The organism is Pontixanthobacter sp. CEM42 (assembly GCF_017812015.1).
Taxonomy (GTDB): Bacteria; Pseudomonadota; Alphaproteobacteria; order Sphingomonadales; family Sphingomonadaceae; genus Pontixanthobacter.
The window spans coordinates 239,058-251,409 of record NZ_JADQTN010000002.1 but is presented as its reverse complement, the minus strand read 5'-3'; the positions used below and the strand labels follow the sequence as shown (position 1 = coordinate 251,409).

Below are 12,352 nucleotides of genomic sequence, written 5' to 3'. Positions count from 1 at the left end.
ATTTAATCCTATGAGAATCGCTCACCAAGAAAGTCAGCGACCCTTGGCGGTGGAGGGGTGATAAACAGCAATATCGCGCTGCGCAAAGGGTAAAGCTGTGGATACGGCGTTTGCGCGGACCAAAGCCTCTGCCATGAGGGCGCTTATGGCAACTCTTTCCGACACCAATTTGCAGCTCGAATCTGCACGCGAGCAATTGCGGACGGTATTCGGTTTCGGCGAGTTTCGCGGGCGGCAACCCGATGTCCTCGCGCGGATATTGGAAGGCCACTCGACCTTGGCGGTAATGCCAACCGGTGCTGGCAAGTCGCTGACCTATCAGCTGCCTGCGACAATGCTGCATGGCACCTGTGTGGTGATCTCTCCGCTCATCGCGTTGATGCATGACCAATTGAGAGCCGCCCGGGCCAATGGTATTCGCGCTGCGACACTGACCAGCGCAGATGCCGATTGGCGCGAGACGATGGATGCGTATCGCTCGGGCGATCTGGATTTGCTCTATGTCGCGCCGGAACGCGCCAGCCAGCCGCAATTTTGTGATTTTCTGATATCCTCGCAGATCGCTTTGTTCGCGATTGATGAAGCGCATTGCGTGTCCGAATGGGGGCACGATTTCCGTCCGGACTACCGTCAATTGCTGCCGCTGATGGAGCGTTTTCCGGAAGTGCCTCGGCTGGCGCTGACGGCGACCGCCGACAAGCGAACGCGTTCGGACATTCTGAGCCAGCTTGGTATCCCGCAAGAGGGATTGGTGCTGGCGGGGTTTGACCGGCCCAATATCACCTATGCGATCCGCCACCGCGACAATCCGGTCCGGCAAATCACAACTTTGATGACCGAGCAGCCGGGGCCGGGCATCGTATACGCCCCAACCCGGCGCAAGGTGGAGGATCTGGCGCTCAAGCTGGCAGCAGCGACGGGCCGCACGGTTCTTCCCTATCACGCAGGTTTGCCCGCGGAGGAGCGGGCAGCCAATCAGGCGGCGTTTGTGGCCTCGGAAGACATGGTCATCGTCGCTACGATTGCCTTCGGCATGGGGATAGACAAGCCCGACGTGCGGTTTGTCGCCCATGCGGGCATCCCCAAATCGATCGAGGCCTATTATCAGGAAACCGGCCGTGCAGGCCGCGATAGCGATCCGGCGCAGGCAACACTGTTCTGGGGCGCAGGGGATTTCGCGCAGGCGCGGCAACGGCTTGCCGAGCTACCAGAGGAACGGCGGAGCGATGAGCGGACGCGGCTGGATATGCTGGCCAGCCTTGTGGAAACGCCCACTTGCCGCCGCGCGGTGCTGCTTCGCCATTTCGGGGAGCAACCTGCCGAGACTTGCGGCAATTGCGACAATTGCCTGTCTCCACCCAAGGTCACCGATGTGACCGAGACCGCGCGAAAATTGCTGTCGGCAGCGTATCGCACCGGCCAGAGCTTTGGTTTTGGGCACTTACAGAAAGTGTTGACCGGCAGCCGCGACGACCGGATTGAACAGCGCGGCCATGACCAGCTCAGCGTGTTCGGCATTGTCGAAGGCGACGAGGCCGCCATGCTACAACCGCTCTCGCGGGCATTGCAGGCGCGCGGCGCGCTGGTTTCGACCGAGCATGGCGGGCTGGCGCTTGGCGGGGATGCCCCGGCCATTCTCAAGGGCGAGCAAGCGGTAGAGATCGTTATCCCGCCGAAGCGATCACGCGGCAGCAAGCGCGGTGACCGGACTCCCAATCCCGTTGGCGATCCGCTGTTTGATGCCCTGCGAGAGCTACGCCGTGAATTGGCCGCTGAAGCGCAAGTGCCACCTTACGTAATCTTCCACGATGCGACATTGCGCGAGATGGCTTCGGCGCGTCCTGCAAATCTCGATGAAATGGGCCGCATCGGCGGTGTTGGCGCGAAGAAACTCGCTGCGCATGGAGAGGCATTCCTCTCGGCGATCCGCCAGTACTAACCCCGTGCTGAGTGGCCAACGCCGATAGGAACGCGTTGACAAATCTCTAAATTGATATAAATATGATATCATAATTAATTTGGAGATGATGCGATGTCTAACTCAGCAAAAATTGGTTCGGGCGGTATGAATGTGAGCCGCGAAACCCCGGCCAGCACGTTCAGCGGTTATATGCTTTTGCTGATCATGCTGGCTCTCGTTGCGCTGGACGCTTGGATGGTTTCCAGCATGGTCCCGATTGATGGAGCAAGCAAAGCAGCCAAGATCATGTTTGTCGGTAGTATGGTCGGCTCACTACTCGGCCTGGTGTTCATCGCATGTGGGTTCTTCATGGTGCAACCCAACCAAGCGGCGGTGATCACCCTGTTCGGCGAATATCGCGGGTCGGAACGCACCGAGGGGCTTCGCTGGATCTGGCCATGGATGATGCGCCGCAAGATCAGCGCGCGGGCACACAATATCCATTCGGAACGGGTGAAGATCAACGATCTCCGGGGTAACCCGATCGAGATCGCCTGCAATGTCGTGTGGCGTGTCGCCGATACGGCGCAGGCGAGTTTCGATGTCGACGATTATAAGGAATTCGTGAACATCCAGATCGAAGCAGGGCTTCGCACCGTTGGCTCGCGGCACCCTTATGATGATTTTGAGGGCGAGGAGGTCACGCTGCGGTCTGGTGGCGATGTTATCAATCGTGAACTACTCGAAGAACTCAACGACCGACTGAAGACCGCCGGTATTGTGGTCGATGAAGCGGGTCTGACCCACCTTGCCTATGCGTCCGAAATTGCGAGTGCGATGTTGAAGCGGCAGCAGGCCGATGCGATCATCGCCGCACGCGCCAAGATTGTTCTGGGCGCCGTGGGTATGGTTGAGGATGCGCTGACTAAATTGAGCGACGATGACATTGTCGAGCTTGATGATGAGCGGCGCGCATCGATGGTGTCGAACCTGCTGGTTGTCCTGTGCGGTGAACGCGAGGCGCACCCCGTTGTGAACGCTGGCACGCTGTATCAATAGAGCGGTCTGGCAATAGAGCGATTTGGAGATTCGAGCGATGGCCAAACCATCCTCAAAATCCGGCAAGAAAGCCTTTGCTTTGCGGCTCGACCCTGCGGTGCATTCCGCAATCGAGCGGCTCGCGGCGGGCGAACTGCGCTCGGCCAATGCGCAAATCGAAATGCTTCTGCGAGAGGCTTTGGAGAAGCGCGGAATTGATGTGCAATTGTCGCCCAAGCCCAAGCGCGGACGCCCACCCCAGAAACGTGAGTCAAAAACGTGAGGACACTTAGAGATGCTGCATAAGTTCTTTGAAGAGGGATATTGGTTTGCGCCGAAGAAATTGGGCTATGGCTCGGGCCTGCCGATCGCGTGGCAGGGCTGGGTACTTCTCATCGGCTACCTCGCGCTCACCATTGGTCTTGCGCTTTTCGCCGAGCGGTTCGGTGAAATGGGCGTGATTGTAGTGGTTGCCGGGATCAGCCTGTTCACCATCCCGTTTCTCATCATCGTCAAGCGCCGTACCAAAGGCGGTTGGAAATGGCGTTCCTAGCTGACGTAGCCATCGCAAAAAGCTTAGCGGGCCGTTAACCCTTTTCCCCTAACGCGGGCGCATGGAACATTACGCACAAGCCCGCCTCGAAGCACTCCCTGCTCGTCCATCACTGAAAATCGCTGCGCTTGTGGCGGCTGTGGCAATCGCCGCAATCCCCGCCGCGAGCGTATTTGCCCAATCAAATGCGGCATTCACTGTGGTCGAATCCGGCCGTGGATATGAGCGCTTGCAAGACGCGGTAAACGCCATCGGCAATGGTTCCGGCACCATCGCGGTCGCTGCTGGCACACACCGCCAATGTGCTGTGCAAGAAGGCGGATCGATTGCCTATATGGCGGCCGTTCCAGGCAAAGCCATTTTCGACGGCGTGACCTGCGAAGGCAAAGCAGCGCTGGTTCTGCGCGGGCGTGAAGCAAGCGTTTCCGGCCTCGTATTCCGCCGTATGGCTGTTCCCGATTTCAACGGTGCAGGCATTCGACTGGAGCAAGGCGACCTCACCGTTGCCCAGAGTTGGTTCCTCGATAGTCAGCAAGGCATTCTTTCGGCCAATGACTCCAACAGCCAGATCGTGATCGACAAATCGACATTCTCTGGCCTTGGCACCTGCGAAGGTAGCGGGGGCTGCGCTCACTCTGTATATATTGGCGATTACGGCCATCTGCGTATCACCCGCAGCCGTTTCGAAAAGGGTACTGGCGGACATTATGTGAAAGCGCGCGCCAAGCGCGTCGATGTCGCCTCATCCAGCTTTGACGATTCAGCGGGCCGCGGCACCAATTATATGATCGACTTGCCTGCAGGCGCAGTCGGGCAGATCACCAACAACTGGTTCGTCCAAGGCCAGAACAAAGAGAATTACTCGGCTTTCATCGCCGTGGGTGCCGAGGATAAGCTGCACACTTCCGATGGTTTGCAGATCGCGGGCAACGATGCGCGACTAGCGCCCTCGGTTCGCCGCAACACTATTTTCGTAGCGGACTGGTCTGGCGACAATCTGGATATTGGCCCGAACAATCTTGGCCAAGGCCTAGAGCGCTTCGAAAGCCGCTAGGCGCGCTGACGCTGGCATCCAGGCTGGCGTACTGTTACGGCGATTGTTGATTTTCAACAGCCGCCGGAGAGTGCGCCATTTCCATCAATCCGTTTATAATGTTGCAGCACGTGCTGCCGCAACATGCTCTCTCGCGACTGGCCGGCAGGTTCGCACGTAGCGAGACGCCCTGGTTGCGCGACCGGCTGATCCGACGTTTCGCCAAGGCCTATAATGTCGACATGGATCAGGCCGAGCGACCGCTGGGCGAATATCGCAGTTTCAATGACTTTTTCACGCGCGCGCTTAAGCCGGGAATGCGCCCGTTGGCCGATGCGAGGTCGCAGGTGCTGTGCCCTGCCGATGGTGCGGTCAGCCAGCTAGGCCGGATCGAAAATGGCCGGATTTTTCAGGCCAAGGGCCAAAGCTACACCGCTGCGGAACTGTTGGGCGGCGATACCGATTTGGCGGAGAAGTTTGAAGGCGGCAGTTTCATCACGATCTATCTGTCGCCCAGCGATTATCACCGTGTGCATATGCCGGTTGATGGAACGCTGCGGCAGACCGCCTATATTCCCGGCGATCTGTTCTCTGTGAACACGGTGACGGCGGAGAATGTCGACCGGTTGTTCTCCCGCAATGAGCGGCTTTCCAGCGTTTTCGATACGCCGGTTGGTGCCATGGCCAGTGTGATGGTCGGCGCGATGATTGTCGCGAATATCGAGACGGTATGGGGCGGTCTGGTCACACCGCATCAAAAGCAGATTGTACGCAGCGATTTCGTTTCCGAGGGCCAGGCTGGAGTGCAACTCAATGCCGGTGACGAGATGGGCCGGTTCTTGCTTGGCTCAACCGTGGTTCTGCTGTTTGAGCCTGACCGAGTTGAATGGTCGGATGAACTCAAACCGCTTAGCGTGGTCCGGATGGGGCAGTCGCTCGGACGTTTGAAGCCTGCTTAGCCAAAGGCTGGGGCATATTTCACCACGCCCTTCGGCGCATCGCCATCGAGCACGAGCCGCTGAAAAAACTCGGCGGGCGGGCCTGGATAGGTGAGCTCCGGATCGTGCTCGAAGCCGAAGCGGGGATAGTATTCGTTGCTGCCCAGCAGGATGATGCCCTTTGCACCGAGTGCCCGCATATCGGCGATGCCGCGAAGGATCAGTTTGCTACCAATTCCGCTGCGTTGGAGTTCGGGCGTGACCGAGACGGGGCCAAGTCCGTACCAGTTCGCTGTGCCGTCCGAGATTGTCACCGGAGAGAATGCGATATGGCCGACGATCTGCTCTGCATCTTCGGCCACTAGCGACAATGTGAGATCGCCCGCCTCGCGCAGTTTTCCGACCAACGGCGCCTCGTCGCCATCGCTGAATGGCATATCGCGAAATGCAGCTTCGGTCAGCGCATGGATCACCGCTTCGTCGCCGGACTGTTCGGGGCGGAGAGTGACAGCGGTCATATCAGCAAATGCCCTGAGCGATCACGTTTGGTCTCCAGATAGCGGCGATTGTGTGGGTTGTCGGGCAATTGATGCTGGACGCGCTCGGTGATGGTGATGCCAGCGGCTTCAAGCGCGGCGACTTTTTTCGGATTGTTGGTCATCAAACGGATTGCTTTGGTCCCGAGAAGGTCGAGCATCCGCGCTGCCAAGGGGAAATCGCGCGCCTCATCGGGTAGTCCCAGACGCTGGTTCGCATCGACTGTGTCAAAACCCTGATCCTGCAATCGGTAAGCGCGCAGTTTGTTGACCAAGCCAATCCCGCGCCCCTCCTGCCGCATATAAAGGAGAATACCCCATCCCCCTTGGTCGGCCTGATCCGCCATTGCCGCCAGGCCGGCATCGAGCTGCGGACCGCAATCGCATTTCAGACTGCCGAGAATGTCGCCGGTCAGGCATTCGGAATGGAGACGCACCAACGGTTCGCGCTCGCTGCTTTGCTCGCCGATAATCAGCGCAACATGCTCGCGTGTGTCATCGGCGCTGCGGAAGGCGACGATCTGTGCGTCCTTACTGGCTGAAACGGGCAGTTTGGCGCGCGTGACGACGGAGAGATTGATCGCGTCTGACCAATGATCGAGATCGCTGGCGCCGACGTGCTCGGCTTCTCCCGCATCGACAGGATCAACCAAGAATGCAGGCAGGATTCCGGCAATGCGGGCCAGTTCCATCGCTGCGACAGCGCTCCCATGCCATTCGATAGCATCGGCCTTGAATGGCCCTTTGAGCGGGCTAGCCAGATCAAGCGCCGGATCAGCAATTGGCAGGGCTGACAGTAGATCGAACCCGTCCGCGCCGCGTATCAGCACTGGCGCATGCGGCGCTGCGGCATCGCGTTGGTTGGTGAGCTTGAGCGTTGCAGCGCGCGCGGACGAGATCAGCATGCGACCCGACTCCGCCTTGGCCGCAATCGCAGTTTCGACAGGCAGCAACACCGGCCCGCCATCCATCGCAATCGGCCAACCATGGCGCAGCGCATCGATAGCGCGAGCCACACGCCGCGAAGGGGAAGGTGAAGGCGTTTTGACGCTCAGAGAGCAAACTCCGTAACCAGCGGGATATGATCCGATGGCTTTTCCCAGCCCCGGCAATCTTCATAGATGCTGTGCCCGGTGGCCTTTGCAGCCAGCTCGGGCGAAGCCCACATATGGTCCAGACGCCGTCCGCGATCGCCGACCCGGTAATCCTTCGAACGATAGCTCCACCAGCTGAAATAGCGTTCAGGATCCTTGATAAATTCTCGACCCACATCGACAAAGCCATGCGCGTCTTTGAAGCGTTGTAATGTCTCGACTTCAAGCGGTGTGTGACTAACCACTTTGAGCAATTGCTTGTGGCTCCAGACATCGCTCTCAAGTGGCGCAATGTTGAAATCGCCTACGATCAGTGTCGGGCGCGCAATTTGCTCCGCCCAGTCAGTCATACGCTGTAGAAAATCGAGTTTCTGGCCAAATTTGGGATTCACTTCGCGATCCGGAACATCACCGCCCGCAGGAACATAGACGTTCTCGATCACCATATCCTGACCCGGACCAGTTAACTCGACACCGACATGGCGCGCTTCGCCATTCGCCTGCCAATCATGGCGGCTGAACTCTTTCATCGGGATGCGACTGACCGTTGCTACGCCGTGATAGCCCTTCTGCCCGTGGATCGCGTGATGCGTATAGCCAAGCGCGTTGAACGCCTCGAACGGGAAGGTTTCCTCGACCGTCTTGATTTCTTGTAGGCACAGCACATCGGGTGCCTGCTCAGTGAGGAATTGCGCTACAATCGGCATGCGCAGGCGGACGGAATTGATATTCCAAGATGCTACTGAAACCATGGGAGGGGAGATAGTGAGACTGCGGCGCGAAGTCTATCCGAAGAGTCTTTGTTTTGGCCGCGTTTTTGTTTGGCCTCAAGCGCCGGCGTGCCCCTCCCGGCACTTGGCTATCCTCGCTTTCACTCCCTCGCGGTCGTTTCGCTGCGGGCGGGCCGCTTGGCCCTATGACTGCCGTGACCAAGAACCGGCGCGAGATAGCTAGCTAGCGCTAATCCGGTCGGCGACTAGCCGACCGCAAGCGCGACCGCGCGCCCGAGCTTATGCGAGGTAGCCAAGGAATGCGGATGCATTCCGCCCGGCGACTGAGGGACCAACCCAAAAAACACAAAAAACCCTCGCGCCGGGGGCATTGGCACGAGGGTTTCCTATTAGCGTTCGTCACGCTTTTAGCGCAGAGCGATCTTAGTGAAGACTGAGGCAACAGGGGGGAAACCCGTCTTCAACCATTCTGCATGACAAAGAATATGCCTGTTTGCATTGCTAGCCAATGAACAATCGTTCGCAGCTCGCCGTATTCGCAGGGCGGAATGTCGCCGATGTGTTTACCGGGGGCGGCGAGACGAGCGGCGCGGGTCTTTGTAATTGAACGCCTTGTCAGACACCGACATCCCATATCGCTGATTCGTCAGGCGGACAGTGGTTCGGTGGTTCTGCGAGTCGAGGGCGACCCAATTGGTGAGCTGGTATCCACCCGGTGCCGCGCCGTTGCGAATGAAGATCAGGGTAATGACGCCGAATTCGGGTCGGCGCGGGTCGCGCACTTCTACGCTGATCACATCCTTGTTGCCGGTCGGGACCAGCTTGCCAAACTTTGCTATATCGCGATCGGGGTCAAGTAGTGCACCGAGTGGTGAATTCTTGATCGGCCAGCGCTCAACTTGGTTCACATCGTAGTCAATCAAGGTCAGAGATTTGCCGTTCGATACGACCAGCAGCGGCACACCGTCCTGATATTGGAATCGGATTTTACCAGGACGCTTCAATGTCATCACGCCGGAGACAGTCTGCCCCTGACGGTCGGTCTGGGTGAAATTGGCCTTCATCGTGGAGATGTCGCGCAGGGCTGCGACAGCCTTCTGCAGGTCGCCTTCTGCAGCCTCTACCGGTGCGGAAGGGGCCAGAATGGCAGCGGGCAAGGCAACGGCCAGCGCGCCCGCAATGGCGGTGCGCAGCGGCTTACGAGTGAGAGATGTCACAATGTTCATGCTCTGCCCTATAGCGCCAGAGCGTTGAACCGTCACTGAACTATTCCAAGTCCAGCGGTTCAGATTACTTAATCTTCGCTTCTTTGAACTCGACATGCTTGCGCACGACGGGGTCATATTTGCGGAAAGTCATCTTCTCGGTGATGTTCCGGGGATTCTTCTTCGTGGTGTAATAGAATCCGGTGTCTGCGGTCGAGACGAGCTTGATCTTGACGGTTGCTGGCTTCGCCATGACGTATTCCTAAATTCGAATGGGGCCGAATCGAACGCGCCGAATCAGGCCAGAAAAACAACAGGCGACGCTGAACGCCGCCCTTCAAGCCGCGGCCAATGGGTGAATTGCGGGGGAAAGTCAAGCATTCTCACCAGTCGCGGCGGCTGACCTTTCCGCGATTGGCCTTGATTGCGCCGCGGTTCTTTTTGGCTTTGATCCGCTTTTCCTTGCCGACGCGGTTTACGCGGCTCTTTTTGCGCTTTTTGGGCTGACGCTGGGCTTCCTCCAGCATTTCGATCAGGCGTTTGCGTGCATCCTCGCGGTTTTGCTCCTGCGTCCGGTAACTGCGTGCAGTCAGCACGATCTCGCCCTTGGCGGTCATTTTGCTGCCTGCGAGTGTTTTCAAGCGATTGAAAACTGGCGGGCTGAGCCGCAATGCGAAGACATTCAGGCGCAGTTGGACGGCTGTGGCGACTTTATTGACATTCTGCCCGCCGGGGCCGGAGCTCGCGATGAAGCTCTCTTGCGCGCTGGCTAACGCCCGATCCACTATAGACGGGCTGTCATCATCCATCGCTAAAGCCGAGCGCCACGAAGTCATCCGGCATCGGTGCAATACCAGAGATTTCCGGCTTATTCTCCCGCTGAACCGTTATGGCTGATGCGTGGAGCATTGTACGTTTGGCGCCGATGCTCTTGCCATGTTCAGGCCCGTAAACCGGATCACCGATTAGCGGCATACCAAGGCCGGCCTCCGCATGGACGCGGATCTGGTGGGTGCGGCCCGTCTCCGGGCGAAACTCGACGAGCGTATTCTCGCCGATCGTCTTGAGAACTTTCCAATGCGTCACTGAAGGTTTGCCCTTGGGATCGTGCACCATCCGCCAGCCCTTTTCAGCGCTGCTGATTTTACCCAGCGGCAGGTCGATTGTCCCATCGCTCTCAGCGGGAACGCCGCCGATAATCCCGAGATAAATTTTACCGACGAGACGGTCCTGAAAGGCTTGGGCGAAGCGCTTCACCGCCTTCGGGTTGCGCGCCAGCAGCAGACATCCCGAGGTATCGGTATCGAGCCGGTGGACAGCAATCGGCCGGCGCATGAAGCCCAGTTTCAACCCTTCAAAATAGTCCTCGAGACAAGTGCCACCATTGCGCGGTGGATCGACTGGAAGCCCGGCAGGTTTGTCGATCACGAGCGCCTCTCCATCTTCATAGACGATCGGGATTCGGGCAGTAATCGGGGCGGTGTTCATGTTTTCAGCTTTCCGGAAATCAGGCCGCGCACCGCGTTTCCGAGCAGGAAGCCATTGGTAAGATCGTCGAGTGTCAGTTCGGTTTCTTGCGCTTTGCCGCTGTCGATCAGCGAACGGCGCATCACACCGGGCAGGAGGCCAAGCGAGGCTGCAGGCGTGAGTAGTTTGCCGTCGCGCTCAACAAATATGCTGGTCCAACTGCCTTCGGTCAGCAAGCCATCGTCGCGCACGAGCAGAGCTTCTGCTGCGCCCTCCGTCTCAGCGAGATTGCGCGCGGCTTCATGAAAGCCGCGATCGGTGGTCTTGTGCCGTAGCCGCCAGTCGCTCGGATCGACGGGTATGGGCAAGGTGATGCACTCAACAGGGTCATCGCGCTGAGGCGGCAGATCAGCCGTGACCAGTGATATTGCGCCACTACGGGCTGCCAATAGGCGCACCTTGGCTGGGCGTTCCAGCTCGAAGCACAGCGCATGAATTTGATTGCGAGTAGCGTGACGGTCGAAGGAGAAACCAAGTTCTGCCGCGCTCGCCTTGATGCGCTCAAGATGGAGTTCCAGCAGATCGATGCCGGTGTCCGGATCGAACCGCATGGTTTCAATCAGATCGAACTGGGCAGCGCTGTGATCGGGCGACGATTGGCGCGCGAAACCACCTTTGACGATGCTCTCGCGCCATTCCTGCATCGCGTCGCTATCGGCAACAATCGCGGAGCCAACACCAAGAACAGCATTACCCTGATTGTTTTCGATCGGGGTCAGGCGAAGCGTACGGATAGCAACGTTGAACGCTGCATTGCCATTCGCATCAATTCGGCCAATCGCGCCGCAATAAGGACCGCGAGCATCGCGCTCGACTTCGGATATGAGCTCCATCGCGCGAATCTTCGGCGCGCCTGTGATTGATCCGCAGGGGAAGATTGCGCGGACCAAGTCAGCAGCACCTTTGCCAGCCTGCAAATTGGCGCGGACGGTGGATACCATCTGGTGCACAGTCGGGTAACTCTCGACCGCGAAGGGCGCATCGACTTGTACGCTGCCTGCCTTGGCGACACGCGACAAATCATTGCGCATCAGATCGACGATCATCAGATTTTCGGCTTTGTCTTTGACCGAAGTTGCAAGCTCCTCTGCCAAGGTCGCGTCTTCAGCGTCCGTTTGTCCGCGAGGGCGGGTGCCCTTCATCGGCTTCACCTTTGCCGCATCGTCTTTCAAGCTGAAGAACAATTCAGGCGACAGGCTCAGCAGCCAATGCGCCCCATCGAACAGCATGCCGCCATAGCCAGCCTTCGCCGCCGGTCGCAGCGCTGAATATAGCGCCACCGGATCGCCGCGATAGGACCCAGCGAGCGGGAATGTGAGATTCGCTTGATAGATATCGCCCGCACGGATCGTGTCCTGCAATCGCTCAAATATCTCGACATAGCCGCCGGTGGAGACTTGCGGCTCTAGCGGCCCTAGCGAGGCGTCGCCTGCGCCATTCTCCGCCAGCCAGTTTTCGACGTCGGCAGCTGCCAAGACGCGCTCTTTGCTAAACAGGCCGAGCCAAACCAATGGGCCATTTGCCCCGCTGCGCTCTTCTGCGAGTGGCAGCAGTTTGGGTTCTAGAGCAAGCCCAGCTTCATACGCGATATAGCCTGCCAGCGTCCCGCCATTGCCACGCCGTGCCTGATCGGCTTGCGCCAACACATCGGCGACCTCTTCTGCGCGCCGTGCAACGAAAATCTGCTCCGGCTCTTCAAACAAATGCGCATCCGCCGCACCGCTTTCGCGGGCATCATCAAGCAGGACAAAGGCGGACCGTTCGGACATTCTCCGCAGCCTTAGCTTCTCCAGCGCG

14 protein-coding genes are annotated in these 12,352 nt (G+C 58.6%); 6 read left to right on the top strand and 8 right to left on the bottom strand.

The window, feature by feature from the left end:
• Positions 1-145: 145 nt before the first annotated feature.
• The 6 genes from recQ to asd all read left to right on the top strand — a co-directional run bounded on the left by recQ (position 146) and on the right by asd (position 5,483).
• Positions 146-1,939, top strand: coding sequence for a DNA helicase RecQ (recQ, locus tag J9777_RS11200; protein ID WP_245228714.1), 1,794 nt, complete (start codon positions 146-148; stop codon positions 1,937-1,939).
• Between the two features lie 93 nt (positions 1,940-2,032).
• Entirely contained in the window at positions 2,033-2,959 is a 927-nt protein-coding gene (locus J9777_RS11195) for an SPFH domain-containing protein (RefSeq protein ID WP_245228713.1), read from the top strand.
• Between the two features lie 37 nt (positions 2,960-2,996).
• The gene (locus J9777_RS11190; RefSeq protein WP_209348915.1) at positions 2,997-3,221 is read left to right on the top strand and encodes a toxin-antitoxin system HicB family antitoxin; all 225 of its coding nucleotides are present in this window, start codon (positions 2,997-2,999) and stop codon (positions 3,219-3,221) included.
• A 12-nt stretch (positions 3,222-3,233) separates the two neighbouring features.
• On the top strand, positions 3,234-3,491 hold the full coding sequence (locus J9777_RS11185; RefSeq protein WP_209348914.1) for a hypothetical protein: 258 nt from the start codon (positions 3,234-3,236) through the stop codon (positions 3,489-3,491).
• Positions 3,492-3,552: 61 nt separating this feature from the next.
• A complete protein-coding gene (locus J9777_RS11180; protein ID WP_209348913.1) occupies positions 3,553-4,545 on the top strand; it encodes a right-handed parallel beta-helix repeat-containing protein in 993 nt (330 codons plus the stop codon).
• 98 nt (positions 4,546-4,643) lie between these two features.
• Positions 4,644-5,483, top strand: coding sequence for an archaetidylserine decarboxylase (gene asd / locus J9777_RS11175; protein WP_209348912.1), 840 nt, complete (start codon positions 4,644-4,646; stop codon positions 5,481-5,483).
• Here the strand turns inward: asd and J9777_RS11170 are convergent.
• The 8 genes from J9777_RS11170 to pabB all read right to left on the bottom strand — a co-directional run bounded on the left by J9777_RS11170 (position 5,480) and on the right by pabB (position 12,324).
• Entirely contained in the window at positions 5,480-5,980 is a 501-nt protein-coding gene (locus J9777_RS11170; RefSeq protein WP_209348911.1) for an N-acetyltransferase, read from the bottom strand. The two genes, asd and J9777_RS11170, sit on opposite strands and share 4 nt — an antisense overlap.
• On the bottom strand, positions 5,977-7,014 hold the full coding sequence (gene ribA / locus J9777_RS11165) for a GTP cyclohydrolase II (protein ID WP_348631995.1): 1,038 nt from the start codon (positions 7,012-7,014) through the stop codon (positions 5,977-5,979). Before ribA ends, J9777_RS11170 begins: the two co-directional genes overlap by 4 nt.
• Positions 7,015-7,049: 35 nt before the next feature.
• Entirely contained in the window at positions 7,050-7,844 is a 795-nt protein-coding gene (gene xth, locus J9777_RS11160; RefSeq protein ID WP_209348910.1) for an exodeoxyribonuclease III, read from the bottom strand.
• A 542-nt stretch (positions 7,845-8,386) separates the two neighbouring features.
• Positions 8,387-9,049: an outer membrane lipoprotein carrier protein LolA gene (locus J9777_RS11155; protein WP_209348909.1), complete on the bottom strand. Its 663-nt coding sequence runs from the start codon at positions 9,047-9,049 to the stop codon at positions 8,387-8,389.
• 64 nt (positions 9,050-9,113) lie between these two features.
• The gene (gene rpmG, locus J9777_RS11150) at positions 9,114-9,281 is read right to left on the bottom strand and encodes a 50S ribosomal protein L33 (RefSeq protein ID WP_160601956.1); all 168 of its coding nucleotides are present in this window, start codon (positions 9,279-9,281) and stop codon (positions 9,114-9,116) included.
• Positions 9,282-9,411: 130 nt separating this feature from the next.
• Entirely contained in the window at positions 9,412-9,837 is a 426-nt protein-coding gene (gene arfB / locus J9777_RS11145; RefSeq protein WP_209348908.1) for an alternative ribosome rescue aminoacyl-tRNA hydrolase ArfB, read from the bottom strand.
• Positions 9,830-10,516 (bottom strand): RNA pseudouridine synthase, encoded by a 687-nt coding sequence (locus J9777_RS11140; RefSeq protein WP_209348907.1) that lies wholly within the window; start codon positions 10,514-10,516, stop codon positions 9,830-9,832. Before J9777_RS11140 ends, arfB begins: the two co-directional genes overlap by 8 nt.
• The gene (gene pabB, locus J9777_RS11135) at positions 10,513-12,324 is read right to left on the bottom strand and encodes an aminodeoxychorismate synthase component I (RefSeq protein WP_209348906.1); all 1,812 of its coding nucleotides are present in this window, start codon (positions 12,322-12,324) and stop codon (positions 10,513-10,515) included. The genes J9777_RS11140 and pabB overlap by 4 nt, the downstream gene beginning before the upstream one ends.
• Between the last annotated feature and the right edge of the window lie 28 nt (positions 12,325-12,352).